Raw genomic sequence first — 21,689 nt, 5'->3', positions numbered from 1 at the left:
GAAGGGCGGGGGCCCACCGCTGTCCCCCTTGGCGCTTCGGCTTTGCTCCGGCCCCGACGTCTGCATGCCTTCTTGAGAGGAATCCAGAGGACTCCATGAGTACGAACCATCCTGGCCAGGTGAGCGCCGAGCCGAGCGGCGTCGCCGACGAGGGCGTGCCCGACGCTCGTCAGCGTCGCACGATCCTGATCGCCGTCTGTATCGCGTTGATGGCCGTCATCGCCTCGGTCTCGGGGCTCAACGTCGCCCAGCCCGACCTCGCCGTCGCCTTCGGCGCCTCGCAGAGCACGATCCTGTGGATCATCAACATCTACACCCTCAGCCTGGCCGCACTCCTGTTGCCGCTCGGCGCGATCGGCGACCGCTTCGGCCGCAAGCCCATGCTGCTGGCGGGCCTGAGCGTCTTCGGCGTCGCCAGTGCGGCGGCAGCTCTCGCCCCGTCGGCAGAGGTCATGCTCGCCGCACGCCTGTTCAGCGGCGTCGGTGCGGCGATGATCATGCCCATCACCCTCGCCGTCATCACCTCCACCTTCCCCGAGGGCGAACGGGGACGGGCGATCGGCGTGTGGACCGGTGTCGCCGGAGGCGGCGGCATCCTGGGCATGTTCCTCTCGGCCGCCCTGGTCGACGTGGCCAACTGGCGGTGGCTGTTCGTCCTGCCTGTCGCACTCGTCATCGTCGCACTCACCATGACGCTGCGATCCGTCCCCAACTCCCGCGAGGCGTCCGGGCATGCTTTCGACACCGTCGGCGCGCTGACCTCCGTCGTCGCCGTGGTCGGGCTCATCTTCGTCCGTCAGGAAGGCCCGGAGCGCGGCTGGACCTCGCCCGCGACCCTGCTCGGCCTCGCCGTCGGCACCATCGCCGCCGGTGCCTTCGTGGCCTGGGAACTGCGCCGCCGGGATGCCGCGCTCCTGGACGTGCGCCTGTTCGGCGAACGCTCTCTGGCCGGCGGCTCGATCACGCTGTTGGTGCTCTTCGGGGTCCAAGCGGGCATCTTCGTGGTCCTCTTCCCGTTCTTCCAGGCCGTCCTCGGCTGGTCGGGTCTGCTGTCCACCCTGGCGCTGATGCCCATGGCCGTGCTGATGATGATGGCCTCCGGCCTCGCCCCCAAGCTGGCCGCGCACGTCGGCCCCCGAGCGACCATGACCACCGGAATCCTCCTGGCCGGTGCCGGTCTGGCGCTCATGGCCGCCATCGTCTCCGTCGACGGCGGCTATCCGTCCGTCCTGCCCGGCATGCTCGCCATGGGCATCGGCATGGGTCTGTCGATGACACCCTCCACCGAGGCCATCACCAGCGCCCTCCCACGCGAGCGCCAGGGCGTCGCGTCCGCACTCAACGACGTCACCCGCGAGTTCGGGACCGCGCTCGGCGTCGCCCTGCTCGGAGCACTCCTGTCCTCCGGCTACCGCAACGCCATCGACTCCCGCCTCTCCGGCGTTCCCGAGGGACCGGCCGACACCGCACGCGAAGGCGTCGCCAACGCCCTCGACGCCGCGCACCAGGCCGGCCCGCATGCGCGGGTTCTGATCCGTGCCGCCCAGGAGTCGTTCGTAGACGGCTGGCAGCACGCCATGTGGGCAGGAGTCGCCGTCATGGCCGCCCTGTTCTGCTACATCCTCGCCCGAGGACCACAGCACCCCACCCGCACGCCGGCGAACGAACCGGAACCAGCCGGCGCGACCGCCTGACAACCCCGGACCAACGCCCCGGACACGCACGGATGGCGGGGCACCCCGCAGGCCCCCGCCATCCCGTGTCAGGTCGTCGTCAACTCGTCGTCACGTCGACGTGGAGCGACGCCTCCGCGCCCCCGGCCGCCGCTCGCTCGGCCGAGTCACCGGGTCTCCCGCCTCCACGGCGGCAGCCCTCCGTCGTGAACCGAAGTCCGCCAGCGCCTCCGCCAGCTTGTGGACCGACGGCTCGGGAGCCATGACGTCGACCCGCAGCCCGTGCTCCTCGGCGGTCTTGGCCGTGGCGGGCCCGATGCACGCGATCACCGTCACGTTGTGCGGCTTGCCCGCGATACCCACCAGGTTCCGCACCGTCGACGACGACGTGAAGAGCACGGCGTCGAACCCGCCGCCCTTGATCGCCTCCCGGGTCTCCGCCGGCGGCGGCGACGCCCGCACGGTCCGGTACGCCGTGACGTCGTCGACCTCCCAGCCCAGCTCGATGAGCCCGGCGACCAGCGTCTCCGTGGCGATGTCGGCGCGCGGCAGGAACACCCGGTCAATGGGGTCGAAGACCGGGTCGTACGGCGGCCAGTCCTCCAACAGGCCCGCCGCCGACTGCTCACCGCTCGGCACCAGGTCCGGCTTCACGCCGAAGGCCACCAGCGCCCTCGCCGTCTGCTCGCCCACCGCCGCGACCTTGATCCCGGCGAAGGCCCGCGCGTCGAGCCCGTACTCCTCGAACTTCTCCCGGACCGCCTTCACCGCGTTGACCGAGGTGAACGCGATCCACTCGTACCGGCCCGTCACCAGGCCCTTCACGGCCCGCTCCATCTGCTGGGGCGTCCGCGGCGGCTCGACGGCGATCGTCGGCACCTCGTGCGGCACGGCCCCGTACGACCGCAACTGGTCGGAGAGCGACGCCGCCTGCTCCTTCGTCCGCGGTACGAGAACCTTCCAGCCGAACAGCGGCTTGGACTCGAACCAGGACAGCTGGTCGCGCTGGGCGGCGGCGGAGCGCTCACCGACCACGGCTATCACCGGCCGGCCGCCCTCCGGCGAGGGCAGTACCTTGGCCTGCTTCAGGGTCTGCGCGATCGTGCCGAGCGTCGCCGTCCAGGTGCGCTGCCGGGTCGTCGTACCGGCGACGGTCACCGTCAACGGGGTGTCCGGCTTACGGCCGCCCGCCACCAGCTCACCGGCCGCCGCGGCGACCGAGTCCAGCGTCGTGGACACGACGACCGTCCCGTCCGACGCCCCGACCTCCGTCCAGCACCGGTCGGAGGCCGTGCGCGCGTCCACGAACCGTACGTCCGCGCCCTGCGCGTCCCGCAGCGGTACACCCGCGTACGCGGGCACGCCCACGGCGGCGGCCACACCGGGCACGACCTCGAACGGCACGCCCTCGGCGGCGCACGCCAGCATCTCCTCGGCGGCGTACGTGTCGAGGCCGGGGTCACCGGACACCGCACGGACGACCCGCTTGCCGCCCCGCGCGGCCTGCATGACAAGATGTGCCGCATCCCGCACAGCGGGTGCACCAGCGGTTGTTGACGCGCCGTCAACAACCGCGAGCTGCGGCGTGCCCGTGCCCGGAAACGTATCCGCCGAGGACGCGGCAGCCGAATCGGCGTCGGTGTCCAGGACGGCGACGCCCGACCGCGCGTGCGCACGGACCACGTCGAGCACCTCGTGCTCAGCGACGAGGACGTCCGCGTTCGCCAGCGCCTCCACGGCGCGCAGTGTGAGCAGTCCCGGATCCCCGGGTCCGGCACCGAGGAAGGTGACGTGCCCGTGGTCCTGACCGGCGGGAAGGGTGGTGGGGCTCAATGTGCTCGCTCCCCCATCAGACCGGCCGCGCCCTTGGCAAGCATCTCGGCGGCGAGTTCACGGCCGAGCGCCATTGCTTGGTCGTACGTCTCGGGCACGGGACCGGTGGTGGACAACTGCACCAGCGTCGAGCCGTCGGTGGTGCCGACGACGCCGCGCAGGCGCATTTCCTTGACAATCTGCCCGTCGCCCAGAAGGTCGGCGAGCGCTCCCACGGGGGCACTGCAACCGGCCTCGAGGGCGGCGAGAAGGGACCGCTCGGCGGTCACGGCGCCCCGCGTGTGCGGGTCGTCGAGCTCACTGAGCGCGGCGACGAGATCCGCGTTGTCCGCGGCACACTCCACCGCCAGTGCCCCCTGGCCGGGGGCAGGCAAAACCATGTCGGTCGGCAGGAAGTCCGTGACCTCGTCGATCCGGCCGATCCTGTTGAGGCCGGCGGCGGCGAGGACGACGGCGTCCAGCTCACCGTTCCTCACGTATCCGATGCGGGTGTCGACATTCCCCCGGATCGGCACGGTCTCGATGCTCATCCCGTGGCTGCGCGCGTACGCGTTCAGCTGGGCCATGCGCCGCGGGGAGCCGGTCCCCACGCGCGCGCCCTCGGGCAGGTCGGTGAACCGCAGACCGTCCCGGGCGACCAGCGCGTCACGCGGGTCCTCCCGCTTCGGCACGGCGGCCAGCGCCAGGTCGTCGGGCTGTGCGGTGGGCAGGTCCTTGAGCGAGTGCACCGCGAAGTCGACCTCGCCGCGCAGCAGTGCGTCCCGCAGCGCGGTGACGAAGACTCCGGTTCCGCCGATCTGCGCGAGGTGCTCGCGGGACGTGTCGCCGTAGGTGGTGATCTCGACGAGCTCGACGGGCCGTCCGGTCACCTGGCTCACGGCGTCCGCCACCTGCCCGGACTGGGCCATGGCGAGCCTGCTCCGCCTGGTCCCGAGCCTCAGGGCTCCTTGTACGTGTGGCTCACTCATGCTCGCCCTCGGTTCTCGGCGTCCCTCTTGGAGCCGTCGGTCTCATCGTCGGCCCGCGAGACGGCGGCGACCGTCTCCGGGTCCAGGTCGAACAGGGTCCGCAGCGCGTCCGCGTACCCGGCGCCGCCGGGCTCGGCCGCGAGCTGCTTGACCCGTACGGTCGGCGCGTGCAGCAGTTTGTCCACGACACGCCGCACGGTCTGCGTGATCTCGCCGCGCTGCTTGTCGTCGAGGCCGGGCAGCCGCCCGTCGAGCCGTGCGATCTCAGCTGCGACGACGTCGGCGGCCATGGTCCGCAGGGCCACGACGGTGGGTGTGATGTGGGCGGCCCGCTGAGCGGCGCCGAACGCGGCCACCTCGTCGGAAACGATCCGCCGCACCTGGTCCACGTCGGCCGCCATGGGCGCGCCCGCGGAGGCCTCGGCCAGCGACTCGATGTCGACCAGCCGCACTCCGGCCAGCCGGTGCACGGCCGCGTCGATGTCCCGCGGCATCGCCAGGTCCAGCAGCGCGAGCACGGGCTCCGGCCGGGGCACCTCGACGACGGGCTCGGGCCTGCGCCGCTCGGGGATCCGCCCGCTGACGCGGACGGTGGCGGCGAGCGCGGTGATGAGCTCGGCGTCGGCGACGGGCGCACGGCCGCGCTCGCGGCGGTCGACGGTCGCGTTGTCCACCCAGGCAGCGTGCTGCTCCAGCGTGGCCGCGTCCATCCCGGCGACCGCGGCTTCCCCCGCCACGGAGAAGCCGCCGCCCGGCACGGCCGCCAGGTCGAGCGGGCAGCCCTCCTCGGTACCGACGGAGGTGGGGGGCAGCGGGACCTCGGAGCCCGCAGTCTCGGAGCCCGCAGTCTCGGAGCCCACCGACGCGGAGCCCTTCTGCGCGGGGAGACGTCCCTCGACCGCCGTGGCCACCGACTCGGCCGTCAGGACCAGTCCGGTCGCACCGGTACAGGACACGACAAGCCCGGCACGTGTCACCTCGGCCGCCACCGCGTCCATCGGGACCGCGCGGGCCGTCACGTCCGTGTCGCCCTGTGCGGTGAGGATCTGCACGAGGCGCTCGGCCCGCTCGTACGTCCGGTTGGCGATCACGATCTCGCGCACGCCGGCGCGGGCGAGGGTCGCCGCGGCGAGGGAGGACATGGAGCCCGCTCCGATGACGAGGGCGCGCTTGCCCCTGGCCCAGGTCTCGACGTCGGTGCCGGAGGCCAGCTGCTCCAGACCGAAGGTGACCAGGGACTGGCCGGCGCGGTCGATACCGGTCTCGGAGTGCGCGCGCTTGCCGACGCGCAGGCCCTGCTGGAACAGGTCGTTCATCAGCCGGCCGGCGGTGTGCAGCTCCTGCGCCTGGGCCAGCGAGTCCTTGATCTGCCCGAGGATCTGGCCCTCGCCGACCACCATCGAGTCGAGCCCGCAGGCCACGGAGAAGAGGTGGTGGACGGCCCGGTCCTCGTAGTGCACGTAGAGATAGGGCGTGAGCTCGTCGAGCCCGACCCCGCTGTGCTGGGCGAGCAGCGTCGACAGCTCGGCGACGCCCGCGTGGAACTTGTCCACATCGGCGTACAGCTCGATGCGGTTGCAGGTGGCGAGGACCGCGGCCTCGGTGGCCGGCTCGGCGGCGACCGTGTCCTGAAGCAACTTGATCTGGGTGTCCATGGACAGCGCTGCCCGCTCCAGCACGCTGACCGGGGCGCTGCGGTGGCTCAGCCCGACGACGAGGAGACTCATGCCGGCATCACCGCGGGGACGTCCCCGTCGGGCCCTTTCCCGGAGTCCTTGGGAGCCCGGACGACGGCCTCGGACTCGCCCGTGGCCTCCTCACCGGCCTTGCGCTGCTCGTGGAAGGCGAGGATCTGGAGTTCGATCGACAGATCCACCTTGCGTACGTCGACGCCGTCCGGCACGGACAGCACGGTCGGCGCGAAGTTCAGGATGGAGGTGACTCCGGCGGCGACGAGCCGGTCGCAGACCTGCTGGGCGGCTCCGGCGGGGGTGGCGATGACACCGATGGACACGCCGTTGTCATCGATGATCTTTTCCAAGTCATCCGTGTGCTGCACGGGGATGCCCGCGACGGGCTTCCCGGCCATCGCCGGATCGGCGTCGATCAGCGCTGCGACACGGAAACCACGGGACGCGAACCCGCCGTAGTTGGCCAGCGCGGCGCCGAGGTTACCGATACCAACGATCACAACCGGCCAGTCCTGGGTCAGCCCCAGCTCACGCGAGATCTGGTACACGAGATACTCGACGTCGTATCCCACACCCCGTGTCCCGTAGGAACCCAGGTAGGAGAAGTCCTTGCGCAGCTTCGCGGAGTTCACTCCCGCCGCGGCAGCGAGTTCCTCGGAGGAGACCGTGGGTACCGAGCGCTCCGACAGTGCGGTCAGGGCCCGGAGGTACAGCGGAAGCCTGGCGACGGTGGCCTCGGGAATCCCTCGGCTGCGGGTCGCCGGTCGGTGAGTTCTGCCAGTTGCCACGGTGCTCCTGCGGGTAGCGCGGGGCTGTAGGCGGCCATACGTCCCCAGACCGCCCCGTCGAATGCAGGCTATGTCTTTGTGAACGCGTGCACAAAGATGGTGTCCGATTTGCCCGGGCAACGTGACCGGGGTCACGCGCCCCCGGCGCATCCGTATGGAACCGGCGCGCGGGCACACGCGTTCCTCACTCGATGGGGGCAAAACCGCACACTCTCCTCAACGATCCCCGCCCCCGAGACCAGTTCGGCTCGATCCTAAGCGACGTTCTGGACCAGTTGGACTACTCAGTCAGGCCGGATGTGAGCGCTTTACGGAGGCGCTGCTCGTTCACGCGCCAGAACGTGTGCTGCTGTCCGTCCACGAGCACGACCGGAATCTGCTCCCAGTACTTCCGGTACAGCTCCTCGTCCTGAGTGATGTCCTTCTGCTCCCAGGGCACCCCGAGCTCACCGCAGACCTTCTCGATGACGGCATGGGCGTCATCACACAGATGGCAGCCGGGCTTACGGATCAGGGTGACGAGACGGTCCTGAGGCTTCCGGAGCTCTTGGGCCTCCTGGGGCTGCTGGGACCCTTGAGACCCCTGAGATCCCTGAGATGTGTGTTTATCCGTACGCCGTTCAGCACGCCTGAAGAAGGGACTCATGTCGGCCATTCTCGCGCTCCTCACGGCGCGCGGGACCCCTGGCACCGCAGGGCCGCGCCCGAGCCCGCGGCCGGCCGCCTCCGCATGGGGACACGCCGATCGGACCGCTTCCTTAACGACACGGCCTCGGAGAGTTCACACCCTCCAAACCTCTCAACTCCGGAAGCACCGAACAGACTGGCTATGCTCGCGTTATGGCCGCTCTCGGATGGCTCACTCCCCGTAGGCGCTCCGCCACGGCGCGGAGCGTTTTGGCAGGCGAGGCCTCGGCTGAGGCAGCGCGCAAGTCCTCGCAGGAACAGGAACTGACCGGCGAGGCCGAACCGCAGTTCCCCGTGCACGGCGACGACCGGGCCGCCGCCTTCTTCGACCTCGACAACACCGTCATGCAGGGTGCCGCCCTGTTCCACTTCGGTCGGGGCCTGTACAAGCGGAAGTTCTTCGAGACCCGCGACCTCGCACGGTTCGCCTGGCAGCAGGCGTGGTTCCGGCTGGCCGGGGTCGAGGACCCCGAGCACATGCAGGACGCACGCGACTCCGCCCTCTCGATCGTCAAGGGCCACCGGGTGGCCGAACTGATGACGATCGGCGAGGAGATCTACGACGAGTACATGGCGGAACGCATCTGGCCGGGCACACGCGCGCTGGCCCAGGCGCACCTGGACGCGGGCCAGAAGGTGTGGCTGGTGACGGCGGCCCCCGTGGAGATCGCCACGGTGATCGCCCGCCGCCTGGGCCTGACCGGCGCCCTGGGTACGGTCGCGGAGTCGGTCGACGGCATCTACACGGGCAAGCTGGTCGGCGAGCCGCTCCACGGCCCGGCGAAGGCGGAGGCGGTACGCGCGCTGGCGGCCGCGGAGAGCCTGGACCTCTCGCGCTGCGCGGCCTACAGCGACTCGCACAACGACATCCCCATGCTCTCGCTGGTGGGCCACCCCTACGCGATCAACCCGGACACCAAGCTCCGCAAGCACGCCCGCCAGTTCGACTGGCGCCTGCGCGACTACCGCACGGCACGCAAGGCCGCCAAGGTCGGCCTCCCCGCAGCAGCGGGTGTCGGCGCGGTGGCCGGCGGCACGGCCGCCGCGATCGCCCTGCACCGCCGCCGCCGCTGACACCTGCCGACGGGCGGAGGTTCGCGCCGCCTGCGGTTTCGTCATGGGTCGGGGGCGCGCCGAGAGGTCTCCGTCCTCGGTCCGGCGGTTCTGTGGGGGGGCGGGTCCTCGGCGGCGGACGCCGGCCGCTGCGGGCGGACACCTCCCGGCACACCCCCTGCCGTACGTACGCGACTGCGGGTGCGTGGCGGGCGCGGGCTCGGGTGCGCCCGTGCTTTTAAGGGGCGCGGGGCTGTGCTGAATATGGCGCGGGGCTGTGCTGAATATGCGGCTCCGCCTCGTGGGCGCGACCAGCCACATACGCCCCGCAGTCGGCCACACACAGAAGCCCGGCAGACGAGTCACCCCCGGCCACACCCCCGGAGGGAGCCGTATTCACAACCCCTTACCCCCACATCACCCCCGCCAGTCACACCCTCCGAACCCGGCCACAACACGCCCCCGAGCGAAGCGCAATGCGGACTCATATGAACAACAAGCGGTACCAGAACGGCACTTGAACAGGCGTCAATCGGTATCAGAAGCGACGTAATCGATGATTTGAGCAACTGGGTGTAGCAGTGCCTGCACGAAGCGTTATTCTCCTCAGACGCAAACCGGTACCCCTCCGTCGCTACGACGGGTGAACGGTCCCGTACTGCACGTGATGGAAGCTCTGCCTCTGGGAGTCCCGTGTACCCACACGTCGGGGTTGACGCCTCGGGCCTGGCTACGCTGCGCGCAACGGTCCTCGACATGTTGCGCCGCTTCGTCCCCACCGCGTACGCCGCGCCCGCGCTCGCCGTTCCCGCTGCCCCCGCCAGCCCGTGCTACGCGCTCGCCGACAGCAGCGCGGTGGTCAGCAGACGCGGCCGCACCGGCTCGACCACCACCGCCCGCCGTCCCGCCGCGGACAGCGACAGCGCACGCATGATGGACCTCGTGGAGCGCGCCCAGGCCGGCGAGGCCGACGCGTTCGGACGGCTCTACGACCAGTACAGCGACACCGTGTATCGCTACATCTACTACCGGGTGGGCGGAAAGGCGACCGCCGAGGACCTCACCAGCGAGACCTTTCTGCGCGCCCTGCGCCGGATCGGGACCTTCACCTGGCAGGGTCGCGACTTCGGCGCCTGGCTCGTGACGATCGCCCGCAATCTGGTCGCCGATCACTTCAAGTCCAGCCGTTTCCGCCTGGAAGTCACCACCGGGGAGATGCTCGACGCCAACGAGGTCGAGCGCTCCCCCGAGGACTCCGTCCTGGAGTCCCTGTCCAACGCCGCGCTCCTCGATGCCGTACGACGCCTCAACCCGCAGCAGCAGGAGTGCGTCACCCTCCGCTTCCTCCAGGGCCTCTCCGTCGCCGAGACGGCCCGTGTGATGGGCAAGAACGAGGGTGCGATCAAGACCCTCCAGTACCGCGCCGTCCGCACTCTCGCCCGGCTCCTGCCGGAAGACACCCGCTGAGCACCCCGCCTACGCTCAGCGACTCCCAACTCACCTTCCGTAAAAGACCGTTGGGTTCTCGGAGCGATCATCCGCCGTCCGTAACCCATGTGCCGCGCCGCTCGTTGTGCGGGATGCAGGCTCCCTGTGGTCACACCATGGCTGACACCGGTCACTCGATCGTGTGGAAATGGTCGGGGTGTGGAACCCTCAGAATCCCCTGGGGAGCCGACCGTCATGACGAGAGGAGGTGCCGCCAGTGATCGCAAACGTATCGGCGCACCGGCGGGCGAACGCCTTCGCCCAGGCTCTGGAGGAGCTGCCCGACCGGGACACGGCGGCCGAGCAGCCCGAAGGACCGGCCCCGGCCGCCGCGGCACAGACCGAGCAGGGCCGCCTGTTGGCCCTCGCGACCGGCCTCGGCGAGCTGCCCAAGCCGGAGCTCGATCCCGAGGTCAAGGTCGTCCAGCGGGCCCAGCTCGTGGCCGCGATGGAGACCATGCTTCAGGAGGGCACGGTTTCGGGAGGCGAGGCGGCGGACCCTTCGGTGCCCAGTCAAGTGGGGAGCGGAGCGACTTCCGCAGAAGGGCGGTGGTGGGAGACGGGCGGGCGGGGCAAGCGGGCGCGGGGCGCTCACCGAGCGGGCCCACTGGGGAAACTGCGACCACGTACACGGCTGACCAAGGGGCTCGCCGCGGGCGGGCTCAGTGTCGGTGTGGCCGCGGGTGCCTTCGGCGGTGTCGCCGCGGCCAGTTCGGACGCCCTCCCCGGTGACTCGCTGTACGGCCTGAAGCGCGGCATCGAGGACTTCAAACTGACCTGGGCCGAGAACAGCACGGACCGGGGCGAGCTCTACCTCGACCAGGCGTCCACCCGGCTCAACGAGGCCCGCCGGCTCATGGAGCGCGACCGGCGCGGCGCCCTCGACCACGAATCACTCGGCGAGGTCCGCCGCACCCTCATGGGCATGCGGCACGACGCGTCGGAGGGCCACCGTCTGCTGCACGAGGCGTACCAGCGGGATCCCGAGTCCCTGGGCCCCATCCAGGCCCTCTCCTCCTTCTCGCGTTCCCACCGCGAGGCCTGGGGAGCGCTGCGTGACCGGCTCCCCGTGCAGCTCGGGGACGTCAGTCAGCAGGTCTCGTCGGTCTTCGACGCCATAGACGAAGAGGTCGCCCCGCTCCAGTCGCTCCTGCCACAGCCCCCGGTACAGCCCGGCGACGAACAGCGCGGCACGGGCCCGGGCTCCACCGGCTCAGCGCACACCGACCGCCCGGCCCCCAGCGCCAGCGGCAGCGGCTCCTCGGGGCACAGCCAGAGCAGCGGCAAACCGCAGCCCTCCAGCTCGGACAGCGGCAGCGACGGTCTGCTCGGCGGCAACACGGGCGGCCTGCTGGACCCGCCCAAGGACAACACCAGCAGCCCGTCCCCGTCGTCCGGCAAGAGCACCCCGGCCCCGGCCCCGGACGTCACCCTGCCCCCGCTCCTCCCTGGCCTCCTGCCCGGCCTGGGCATCGACAGCAAGGACGCGAACTAGATTCCTGCGGTACGGCGGTGGGGGCGCCCCTCAACAGAAGGGCGCCCCCACCGCCGTACCTGCGTACCCGCCCACGACGCGGCGCTCGGCAGAAGCGCCCCTCAGAAGAACACCGACCGCCGCTGCACCAACAGCTTGTACAGCGTGTGCTGAATCTGCTCCCTGACCTGGTCCGTCAGGTTGAACATCAGCATCGGGTCATCGGTGGCCTCCGGCGGATAGCCGTCCGTCGGGATGGGCTCGCCGAACTGGATCGTCCACTTCGTCGGCAGCGGAACCGCGCCCAGCGGACCGAGCCACGGGAACGTCGGCGTGATCGGGAAGTACGGGAAGCCCAGCAGCCGCGCCAGCGTCTTGGCGTTACCGATCATCGGGTAGATCTCCTCCGCGCCCACGATCGAGCACGGGATGATCGGCGTGCCCTGCCGCAGGGCGGTCGACACGAAACCGCCGCGGCCGAAGCGCTGGAGCTTGTACCGCTCGTTGAATGGCTTGCCGATGCCCTTGAACCCCTCGGGCATCACCCCGACCAGCTCACCGCGCGCCAAGAGCCGCTCAGCGTCCTCCGCGCACGCCAGTGTGTGGCCGGCCTTGCGGGCCAGCTCGTTCACCACCGGCAACATGAACACCAGGTCCGCCGCCAGAAGCCGCAAGTGGCGGCCCGCCGGATGGTTGTCGTGCACCGCGACCTGCATCATCAGGCCGTCCAGCGGCAGTGTCCCGGAGTGGTTGGCAACGATCAGTGCCCCACCCTCGGACGGGATGTTCTCGATGCCCTTCACCTCGACCCGGAAGTACTTCTCGTACACCGGCCGCAACAGGGACATCAGGACCTGGTCGGTCAGCTCGGCGTCGTACCCGAAGTCGTCGATCTCGTAGTCGCCGGTCAGCCGCTTCCGCAGGAAGGCCAGCCCACCGGCGATACGACGCTCCAGACCGCCGTCCTGGGACTTCTGGGGCCCTCCTGGAGCCTCCGGCTGCTCACTCGTCACAGGAACATCATCCTGCCCGAGCTGCCGTTCCTGCAGTTCCTGAACCTCGGCGACCCGCGCGGAGTCGCGCTTGCGCCGGCTCCCCCCAGCACTCCGGCGACGCGGCGGGCGCTGCGGGGCACCGGCGCGCGACCGGTCGTCGTCGAACGGAATGACCTTGGCGTCCGCCATCGTTGATGCGCTCCTCAGTTGGCGCTCTGCGTCGGGGGGTGGCCACCACCCAGTGCGGGCAGTGCGGCAATCCGGTCGACGGCCCTCGAAAGGGCCTCCGGCGGCAGCAGCCCGGAACCGCGGCTGCGAGCGAAGTCCGCGAACGTCTCCGCTGTCGTGTACTTGGGTCTGTAGCCCAACGTCTCGCGCATCTGGGCCGTCGACACGACCCGCCCGTGGGTCAGCAGCCGGAGCTGCTCCGGCGAGAAGTCCGTCACACCCAGGGTACGCACCACGGAGCCCGCCCAGCTGAGCGCGGGCATCAGCAGCGGCACCGTGGGCCGCCCGAGCCTCCGCGCACACTGCGACAGCAGCAGCACCCCGTCGCCGGCGACATTGAACGTGCCGCTGTTGAGCGTGGAGCGCGCCGGCTCGTGCGAGGCGATCCGCAGCACCTCGATCACGTCGTCCTCGTGCACGAACTGCAGCCGCGGGTCGTAGCCGAGCACCGTCGGCAGCACCGGCAGCGAGAAGTACGAGGCGAGCGGCGAGTCGGCGCACGGCCCCAGGATGTTGGCGAACCTCAGCACGCACACGGCCACATCGGGCCGCCGCCGCGCGAACCCGCGCACATACCCCTCGACCTCGACCGTGTCCTTCGCGAAGCCACCGCTCGGCAGCGATTTGGGCGGCATCGTCTCCGTGAACACGGCCGGATCGCGCGGCGCGGACCCGTACACGTTCGTACTGGACTTCACCACGAGCCGCTTGACCGCCGGGGACTTCTGGCAGGCGCCGAGCAGCTGCATGGTGCCGATGACGTTGGTCTCCTTGACCGTTGTCCGGCTGCCGCTGCCCAACGGGGTGCCCGTGACGTCCATGTGGACCACGGTGTCCACGCCGTGCTCGGCCAGCACACGCCCTATCGTCGGCTGCCGGATGTCGGCCTGCACGAAGTCCGCGCCGCCGAGATGATGCTCGGGCGGCAGCGCGTCCACCGCGACCACACGGTCGACCTCCGGGTCACGCTGGATCCGTCGTACGAACCGACCTCCCAGCTGACGGGCCACCCCGGTCACGAGCACGACCTTGCCCAAGATCAACGCCTTCCTTCCAGACGCCGGCACACACCTGTGCGGTGCTGCTCGTACTCTGTCGCGTTCCTCGTATGTCCGGCCACGTTAGCGGGTCGGCGTTGCGCTGTGATGACCGCCCGATGCACGAAGTGACGAGTTCCCGCTGTCGTACGAGCGGTCGCACGACGGGACCGGGCCACCGGGCACACACAGACGTACGCACAGCGCGGGATGCTCCATGCGTTCCATGCCCCCGGACATGGCTGTGGCCCCCCACCGACTGGTGGGGGGCCACAGAGCGCGCTGTCGCAGCGCTCGCACAGAGCCGTAAGGCGCACCCCTGGAGGGACCTGCCCTCGACGGGTACGAACCCCTCGCGGGGCCGTACCCCGTGGACGGGGTCAGCCCCCGGGTGGATTCACCACCCTCGGGGTCTGCCTTACTTCTTGTTGCGACGCTGAACGCGGGTGCGCTTGAGCAGCTTGCGGTGCTTCTTCTTCGCCATCCGCTTGCGCCGCTTCTTGATAACAGAGCCCACGACTACCCTCGCTCACTTCTCTTCACTCGGTGCTGAGGGCCATGGGCCCACACGACCTACGAGGGGCTAGCCTACCCGCCCGAGAGCTGAGCTCGTAATCGAGGGGGAGCCGAGGAGCCCCGGGAGTCCCGCAGGAACCCGTGACCCCTCAACACCCGTACGCCGTCAGGCTGTCTCCACCCCCACATAACTCTCGCGAAGGTACTCGTGGACCGCTTGCTCCGGCACCCGGAACGACCTCCCCACCCGGATCGCCGGCAGATGACCGCTGTGCACCAACCGGTACACGGTCATCTTCGACACTCGCATCACCGAGGCGACTTCCGCCACGGTCAGGAACTGAACCTCGTTCAGAGGCCTCTCGCCAGCTGCAGCCATGACACACCTGAACCTTCCGCACTCGACGGCCACCGGCTTCCCCTTCCGGTGACTCTTCGTCGTTGCGTGCTCACTCCCCAATGTAGGGGCGGGTGATGCGAGTGGGGAAGAGGGGATGGCATCGGCGCCTTACTGTGACAGACACGCTCGATTGAGTACGTAGCGGGTAAGCGGTCGGTAGTAATCAGACCGCACAGCGTCATCAAGTGGAACGACCACGGACACTCGCCCCTCCGCCTGGCCGACGAAGAGCGCGGGATCGTCCGTATCCGCGAGCCCCATCACCTCGAACCCCAGCTGACCTGCCCCGCAGACCCAGCCGTGGTCCCCGATGACGAGTTCCGGGAGCGGCCCCCCGCGCTCCGCGGCAGCGGCCAGAACGGTACGAACCGGGAGTGGTGAATGCGTGTGCGCGCCGGTCTCACAACCGGAGCTCCGGGCGCCGGGTTCGCGTACCAGCGCGACCCCTCGTGCGTAGTCGAGGTTGTGCGTGCGTAGACCGAACCGGGTCGTTATGTCGACACGTCTACCCTTCGCGGGGGTGAGGACCTCACACCCAGCCGCCGACAAGGCGTCTGCCAGGCCGCCGTAGAACCCGAGCAGTCGATGGGGATGTCCTGTCCCGAGAAGCACCGGCACCCTGCGCCGCGCGGCCTCCGCAAGACGTTCCGCAAAGGCGTCCAGAGCCGCCAGAGTCAGTTCCGGATCGATCGCATCCAGACCGGAAGTGATCCTCGGGTCCTCCGAAACCCCGCACCTGTCCGCCATCAACGCGATCAGCTCCGACTGTCCCCAACTCCCCTCGGGATCCAGCCCCATCAACACCCGGGGATCCCGAGCCGCGAACAGCCGATAACTCCGCAGGCTCGCCTCCCGCGTAGTGGCCACGACCCCCGCAAGCCCGGCAGCCAACAGATGCTCCCGCAGCGCTCCGGTGCTCAACACGGGGGTGATGGTGGCGTATCGGCGGGGAGGGATCGTCGGGAACAGGGAAAGACCGCACGGTCGGCGTAACCCAAGCAGCCAGGACGGTGTCTGAGGCCGTCAGGCCAAAAAGGGGCGCGGGCTGTGCCGACATGCGGCTCCGCCGCGTGGGCGCGACCAACCACGACGAACCCGCAGCCAACCCACCCACCTCAACCACCCCCCCAACGCGGGCCTGGGGGCGAAGCCCTCTGGGGATGGGAAAGGTAGGGGCGGCGGGGGCGAGAAAACCCCTTACGGCAACAACCCCCGCAACGGAAACACCGCCCGACGCGTGGCCAGCACGGCCTGATCCAGCCGGTCCGCCGGGTCGTACCCCGCCTCCCAGTCGGCCCACACCACCGGCCACCGCCCATCGGTCATCCTCGCGGGCGCCAGCTGCCGCGTCCGCGCGAACACCGTCTGCCGCCACTCCTCGGGAATCATCGCCTCGGGCTCGATCGGCCGCCCCGCCGCAATGGCCACAAGATGCGTCCACGACCGCGGCACCACTTCCACCACGGCGTACCCGCCCCCGCCCAGGGCGACCCACCGCCCGTCCGCGTACTCGTGCGCCAGGTCGTGACAGGCGACCTGCACGGCCCGCTGAGCGTCCAACGAGACCGCAAGATGCGCCAACGGATCCTCGAAATGCGTATCGGCCCCGTGCTGCGTCACCAGCACCTGGGGCCGAAAGTCCTCGATCACCTCGGGTACGACCGCGTGGAACGCCCGCAGCCACCCCGCGTCCCCGGTCCCCGCCGGCAGGGCCACGTTCACAGCCGACCCCTGGGCACTCTCCGCCCCGGTCTCCTCCGGCCACCCGGTCTGCGGGAACAACGTCCGAGGATGCTCGTGCAACGAGATCGTCAGCACCCGCGGATCCTCCCAGAACGCGGCCTGCACCCCGTCGCCGTGATGCACGTCCACGTCGACGTACGCGACCCGCTCAGCGCCCAGCTCGAGCAACCGCGCGATCGCCAGCGAGGCGTCGTTGTAGATGCAGAACCCGGACGCCCCACCCGGCATCGCGTGGTGCAGCCCACCGGAGAAGTTCACCGCGTGCAGCGCGTCCCCCCGCCACACGGCCTCCGCGGCCCCCACGGACTGCCCCGCGATCAGCGCGGACACCTCGTGCATACCGGCGAACGCGGGATCGTCCATGGTTCCCAGCCCGTACGACCCGTCGGCCGCCCCCGGATCCCCGGACGCGGCCTTGACCGCCTCCACGTAGTCCTCACGGTGCACGAGCCGCAACGTCGACTCCCCGGCAGGCTTGGCGGAAACGACCTCAAGCCCTTCCGCACCGCCCCCAGGCCCCTTGTCGAGCCCGAAGGCACTCACCAAGTCCCTGGTCAGCGCCAGCCGGACCGGATCCATCGGATGGTCCGGACCGAAGTCATAGCCCGTTACTGCCTCGTCCCACATCAGCTGTGCGCGACCGCTCATGCCCGCCACCGTATCGGGCCGGTTGAGGATCGAACGACCGGGCGTACACGAGGGTCACCAGCACCAACACCATCGGCACGAGCATCGCCCCGCGATAGCTCCAGGCGTCCCCCAGCACCCCCACCAACGGCGAACCGACCAGGAACCCCACATAGTTGAAGATGTTCAGCCGCGCGACGGCCGCATCCGAAGCCCCCGGAAACAGCCTCCCGGCCGCCGCGAACGTCTGCGGCACGATCACACACAGCCCGAGCCCCAACAGGGTGAACCCGAGCATCCCGACCCACGCCCCCGGCGCCCCGGCCACCACCGCGAACCCGAGCCCGGCCACCAGCGAGCCCATCCGCACCACGGCCACCGCCCCGAACCGCCGCACCCCGAAGTCCCCGATGGCCCGCCCGAGCAGAGTGGTGACCATATAGACGTTGTACGGAACGGTCGCGAGCTGCTCCGAGCTCCCCAGCACGTCCTGCAGGTACTTCGCGCTCCAGTTGGAAACGGTCGAGTCCCCGATATAAGCGAACGCCATCACGAGACAGAGCGGCAGCAGCACCTTGAAGACGACGCCCCCGCTCTCCCCCGCTGCCGCGCCCTCCTCCTGCTTCTGCTCCGGGGCACCCGCGTCCACGTACCACCGGCTCCCCACGAACGCGGCCGGCAGCAGCACCACCACGACCGGCAGATACGACACGACCAGTGCGAGCTCCCAGTGCGCCCCCACCCACGCGAGCGAGGCCCCCAGGATCCCGCCCAGGCTGTACGCGGCATGAAAGCCGAGCATGATGCTCTGCCCGTACGACCGCTGGAGGCTCACCCCGAGCATGTTCATGGACGCGTCCAGCGCCCCCACAGCGAGCCCGAACGCGGCCAGCGCGACAGCGAGCTCGGCCATGTGCTCCCCGGCTCCCACGCCGAGAAGGGCGAGCAGCACGACGGGCTGCGACCAGCGCAGCACCCGGCTGGGCGGCACCCGCTTCACGAGTTGCTCGGTGCACACGCTCCCCACACCGGCCAGAACCGGCACGGCGGCAAGGAAGGCCGGCAACAAGGCGTCGGAGACGCCGTACCGATCCTGAATGGCCGGAATCCGCGTCACCAGCAGTGCGAAGGCGACACCCTGGGCGAAGAAGCTGAACGCCAACGAGGCCCGGCCACGCCGCAGCACATCTGTCATGGCGGCACAGCGTAGGGCCCTGAGCTACCCATGGGTAGAGGAAGTTGAATACTGCTCAACTAAGCAGTCCGACCAGCTCCCCCATGTCCGAGAAGCACCCCCTGGCCCCAGACAGCCTCTCCGCGGGCGTCATCCCCGTGAACCCGTACACGTCCATCCCGGCCGCCCGGGCCGCCAGCACCCCGAGAGGACTGTCCTCGACGACCACACACCGGTCCGGGGCAACCCCCATCCGCTGGGCCGCGTACAGGAAGAGATCCGGCGCCGGCTTCCCCCGCCCCACGTCCTGCGCGCTGAAGACGAGTCCGTCGCCGAACCACCGGTCGAGCCCGGTCTTCCGATGCCCCACCCGAATCCGCTCATGGTTCCCGGACGACGCCACGCAGTACGGCACCCTGTCCGCGACGAGTTTCTCCAGCACAGCGACCACACCGTCCACCGGCTCCAACTCCCGCTCGAACGCGGCGAATACCCGCCGGTGAAAGACATCGTCGAAATCCCCGGGCAGCGGCTCCCCCGTCCGCTCCAGGACGAGTTCGTGCACCCTGTGCATGGCCGACCCCATGTAGTCCCGTATGGACTCCTCGTACGAGGTGGGGTGCCCCAACTCGGTGAGGTACGCGGCCAGGAGCCGGTTGGAAATCGGCTCACTGTCGACGAGAACACCGTCGTTGTCAAAGATCACGAGGTCATAGCGCATAAGTCGACCCTAAACGCAGAAATCCCCCGTGCCGAATGGCACGGGGGATTTCTCAATATTTGTTCGGCGGTGTCCTACTCTCCCACAGGGTCCCCCCTGCAGTACCATCGGCGCTGTAAGGCTTAGCTTCCGGGTTCGGAATGTAACCGGGCGTTTCCCTCACGCTATGACCACCGAAACACTATGAAACACTCAACCGCACCACGCCTGTGGCAAACGTGGGGTTGTTCGTGGTTTCAGAACCAACACAGTGGACGCGAGCAACTGAGGACAAGCCCTCGGCCTATTAGTACCAGTCACCTCCACCCGTTACCGGGCTTCCAGACCTGGCCTATCAACCCAGTCGTCTACTGGGAGCCTTACCCCATCAAGTGGGTGGGAGTCCTCATCTCGAAGCAGGCTTCCCGCTTAGATGCTTTCAGCGGTTATCCCTCCCGAACGTAGCCAACCAGCCATGCCCTTGGCAGAACAACTGGCACACCAGAGGTTCGTCCGTCCCGGTCCTCTCGTACTAGGGACAGCCCTTCTCAAGACTCCTACGCGCACAGCGGATAGGGACCGAACTGTCTCACGACGTTCTAAACCCAGCTCGCGTACCGCTTTAATGGGCGAACAGCCCAACCCTTGGGACCGACTCCAGCCCCAGGATGCGACGAGCCGACATCGAGGTGCCAAACCATCCCGTCGATATGGACTCTTGGGGAAGATCAGCCTGTTATCCCCGGGGTACCTTTTATCCGTTGAGCGACGGCGCTTCCACAAGCCACCGCCGGATCACTAGTCCCGACTTTCGTCCCTGCTCGACCCGTCGGTCTCACAGTCAAGCTCCCTTGTGCACTTACACTCAACACCTGATTGCCAACCAGGCTGAGGGAACCTTTGGGCGCCTCCGTTACCCTTTAGGAGGCAACCGCCCCAGTTAAACTACCCATCAGACACTGTCCCTGATCCGGATCACGGACCCAGGTTAGACATCCAGCACGACCAGACTGGTATTTCAACGACGACTCCACATGAACTGGCGTCCACGCTTCACAGTCTCCCAGCTATCCTACACAAGCCGAACCGAACACCAATATCAAACTGTAGTAAAGGTCCCGGGGTCTTTCCGTCCTGCTGCGCGAAACGAGCATCTTTACTCGTAGTGCAATTTCACCGGGCCTATGGTTGAGACAGTCGAGAAGTCGTTACGCCATTCGTGCAGGTCGGAACTTACCCGACAAGGAATTTCGCTACCTTAGGATGGTTATAGTTACCACCGCCGTTTACTGGCGCTTAAGTTCTCAGCTTCGCCCACCCGAAAGTGAGCTAACCGGTCCCCTTAACGTTCCAGCACCGGGCAGGCGTCAGTCCGTATACATCGCCTTACGGCTTCGCACGGACCTGTGTTTTTAGTAAACAGTCGCTTCTCGCTGGTCTCTGCGGCCACCCCCAGCTCACCAAGAAAATTGGATCACCAGGAATGGCCCCCCTTCTCCCGAAGTTACGGGGGCATTTTGCCGAGTTCCTTAACCATAGTTCACCCGAACGCCTCGGTATTCTCTACCAGACCACCTGAGTCGGTTTAGGGTACGGGCCGCCATAAAACTCGCTAGAGGCTTTTCTCGACAGCATAGGATCATCCACTTCACCACAATCGGCTCGGCATCAGGTCTCACCCTGCAAGAGCGGCGGATTTACCTACCACTCGGGCTACACCCTTACCCCGGGACAACCACCGCCCGGGATGGACTACCTTCCTGCGTCACCCCATCACTCACCTACTAACCGCTTGGTTCAGCGGCTCCACCACTTTCCATTCCCCGAAGGGTCCGGAACGGCTTCACGGCCTTAGCATCACGATGCTCGATGTTTGACGCTTCACAGCGGGTACCGGAATATCAACCGGTTATCCATCGACTACGCCTGTCGACCTCGCCTTAGGTCCCGACTTACCCTGGGCAGATCAGCTTGACCCAGGAACCCTTAGTCAATCGGCGCACACGTTTCCCACGTGTGAATCGCTACTCATGCCTGCATTCTCACTCGTGAACCGTCCACAACTCGCTTCCACGGCTGCTTCACCCGGCACACGACGCTCCCCTACCCATCCACACACCCGTTAGGGCCATATGTGTGAATGACACGACTTCGGCGGTACGCTTGAGCCCCGCTACATTGTCGGCGCGGAATCACTAGACCAGTGAGCTATTACGCACTCTTTCAAGGGTGGCTGCTTCTAAGCCAACCTCCTGGTTGTCTCTGCGACTCCACATCCTTTCCCACTTAGCGTACGCTTAGGGGCCTTAGTCGATGCTCTGGGCTGTTTCCCTCTCGACCATGGAGCTTATCCCCCACAGTCTCACTGCCGCGCTCTCACTTACCGGCATTCGGAGTTTGGCTAAGGTCAGTAACCCGGTAGGGCCCATCGCCTATCCAGTGCTCTACCTCCGGCAAGAAACACACGACGCTGCACCTAAATGCATTTCGGGGAGAACCAGCTATCACGGAGTTTGATTGGCCTTTCACCCCTAACCACAGGTCATCCCCCAGGTTTTCAACCCTGGTGGGTTCGGTCCTCCACGAAGTCTTACCTCCGCTTCAACCTGCCCAT

General features: G+C 68.4%; 17 protein-coding genes and 2 rRNA genes (1 of these 19 cut by a window edge). 4 read left to right on the top strand and 15 right to left on the bottom strand.

Annotated features, from left to right (window positions below; all coding sequences use genetic code 11):
- Positions 1 to 95 precede the first annotated feature (95 nt).
- Positions 96 to 1,694, top strand: coding sequence for an MFS transporter (locus tag E0500_RS12180; protein ID WP_131568386.1), 1,599 nt, complete (start codon positions 96 to 98; stop codon positions 1,692 to 1,694).
- A gap of 90 nt (positions 1,695 to 1,784) precedes the next feature.
- On the opposite strand, the gene E0500_RS12175 is transcribed toward E0500_RS12180, so the two are convergent.
- From E0500_RS12175 to E0500_RS43750, 5 genes are all read right to left on the bottom strand, one after another.
- Entirely contained in the window at positions 1,785 to 3,506 is a 1,722-nt protein-coding gene (locus E0500_RS12175; protein WP_131568384.1) for a bifunctional uroporphyrinogen-III C-methyltransferase/uroporphyrinogen-III synthase, read from the bottom strand.
- Positions 3,503 to 4,474 (bottom strand): hydroxymethylbilane synthase, encoded by a 972-nt coding sequence (hemC, locus tag E0500_RS12170; RefSeq protein WP_131568382.1) that lies wholly within the window; start codon positions 4,472 to 4,474, stop codon positions 3,503 to 3,505. The genes E0500_RS12175 and hemC overlap by 4 nt, the downstream gene beginning before the upstream one ends.
- On the bottom strand, positions 4,471 to 6,201 hold the full coding sequence (locus E0500_RS12165; RefSeq protein ID WP_131568380.1) for a glutamyl-tRNA reductase: 1,731 nt from the start codon (positions 6,199 to 6,201) through the stop codon (positions 4,471 to 4,473). The genes hemC and E0500_RS12165 overlap by 4 nt, the downstream gene beginning before the upstream one ends.
- On the bottom strand, positions 6,198 to 6,953 hold the full coding sequence (locus E0500_RS12160; protein ID WP_131568378.1) for a redox-sensing transcriptional repressor Rex: 756 nt from the start codon (positions 6,951 to 6,953) through the stop codon (positions 6,198 to 6,200). The genes E0500_RS12165 and E0500_RS12160 overlap by 4 nt, the downstream gene beginning before the upstream one ends.
- A gap of 280 nt (positions 6,954 to 7,233) precedes the next feature.
- Positions 7,234 to 7,467: a glutaredoxin family protein gene (locus E0500_RS43750; protein WP_258573267.1), complete on the bottom strand. Its 234-nt coding sequence runs from the start codon at positions 7,465 to 7,467 to the stop codon at positions 7,234 to 7,236.
- A gap of 326 nt (positions 7,468 to 7,793) precedes the next feature.
- On the opposite strand from E0500_RS43750, the gene E0500_RS12150 reads away from it, so the two are divergent.
- From E0500_RS12150 to E0500_RS12140, 3 genes are all read left to right on the top strand, one after another.
- On the top strand, positions 7,794 to 8,714 hold the full coding sequence (locus E0500_RS12150; RefSeq protein ID WP_131568376.1) for an HAD family phosphatase: 921 nt from the start codon (positions 7,794 to 7,796) through the stop codon (positions 8,712 to 8,714).
- Positions 8,715 to 9,386: 672 nt separating this feature from the next.
- On the top strand, positions 9,387 to 10,160 hold the full coding sequence (locus E0500_RS12145) for an ECF subfamily RNA polymerase sigma factor, BldN family (RefSeq protein WP_131568374.1): 774 nt from the start codon (positions 9,387 to 9,389) through the stop codon (positions 10,158 to 10,160).
- A 238-nt stretch (positions 10,161 to 10,398) separates the two neighbouring features.
- Positions 10,399 to 11,676, top strand: coding sequence for a DUF5667 domain-containing protein (locus tag E0500_RS12140; protein WP_181586965.1), 1,278 nt, complete (start codon positions 10,399 to 10,401; stop codon positions 11,674 to 11,676).
- A 101-nt stretch (positions 11,677 to 11,777) separates the two neighbouring features.
- Here E0500_RS12140 and E0500_RS12135 read toward each other — a convergent pair whose 3' ends face one another.
- The 10 genes from E0500_RS12135 to E0500_RS12090 all read right to left on the bottom strand — a co-directional run.
- Entirely contained in the window at positions 11,778 to 12,839 is a 1,062-nt protein-coding gene (locus E0500_RS12135; RefSeq protein WP_131571689.1) for a lysophospholipid acyltransferase family protein, read from the bottom strand.
- A gap of 14 nt (positions 12,840 to 12,853) precedes the next feature.
- A complete protein-coding gene (locus E0500_RS12130; RefSeq protein WP_131571692.1) occupies positions 12,854 to 13,915 on the bottom strand; it encodes an NAD-dependent epimerase/dehydratase family protein in 1,062 nt (353 codons plus the stop codon).
- A 418-nt stretch (positions 13,916 to 14,333) separates the two neighbouring features.
- Entirely contained in the window at positions 14,334 to 14,432 is a 99-nt protein-coding gene (locus E0500_RS12125) for a 30S ribosomal protein bS22 (RefSeq protein ID WP_003948845.1), read from the bottom strand.
- Positions 14,433 to 14,597: 165 nt separating this feature from the next.
- The gene (locus tag E0500_RS12120) at positions 14,598 to 14,810 is read right to left on the bottom strand and encodes a helix-turn-helix domain-containing protein (RefSeq protein WP_004984898.1); all 213 of its coding nucleotides are present in this window, start codon (positions 14,808 to 14,810) and stop codon (positions 14,598 to 14,600) included.
- A gap of 129 nt (positions 14,811 to 14,939) precedes the next feature.
- Positions 14,940 to 15,755, bottom strand: a complete 816-nt coding sequence (locus E0500_RS12115) for a phosphatase (RefSeq protein WP_131571695.1) — start codon at positions 15,753 to 15,755, stop codon at positions 14,940 to 14,942.
- A gap of 273 nt (positions 15,756 to 16,028) precedes the next feature.
- On the bottom strand, positions 16,029 to 17,222 hold the full coding sequence (locus tag E0500_RS12110) for an acetoin utilization protein AcuC (RefSeq protein WP_131571698.1): 1,194 nt from the start codon (positions 17,220 to 17,222) through the stop codon (positions 16,029 to 16,031).
- Positions 17,173 to 18,396 (bottom strand): MFS transporter, encoded by a 1,224-nt coding sequence (locus E0500_RS12105; RefSeq protein WP_131571701.1) that lies wholly within the window; start codon positions 18,394 to 18,396, stop codon positions 17,173 to 17,175. The genes E0500_RS12110 and E0500_RS12105 overlap by 50 nt, the downstream gene beginning before the upstream one ends.
- 55 nt (positions 18,397 to 18,451) lie before the next feature.
- Complete coding sequence (locus E0500_RS12100; protein ID WP_131571703.1) at positions 18,452 to 19,096, bottom strand: HAD family phosphatase; 645 nt, start codon at positions 19,094 to 19,096, stop codon at positions 18,452 to 18,454.
- 61 nt (positions 19,097 to 19,157) lie between these two features.
- Positions 19,158 to 19,274 (bottom strand): 5S ribosomal RNA (gene rrf, locus E0500_RS12095).
- Between the two features lie 88 nt (positions 19,275 to 19,362).
- Positions 19,363 to 21,689: ribosomal RNA gene (locus tag E0500_RS12090) — 23S ribosomal RNA — on the bottom strand (it continues 797 nt past the right edge of the window).

The organism is Streptomyces sp. KM273126 (assembly GCF_004337435.2).
GTDB lineage: Bacteria > Actinomycetota > Actinomycetes > Streptomycetales > Streptomycetaceae > Streptomyces > Streptomyces acidicola.
The sequence above is the reverse complement of the archived record's forward strand: the minus strand, read 5'-3'. Positions and strand labels throughout refer to the sequence as shown.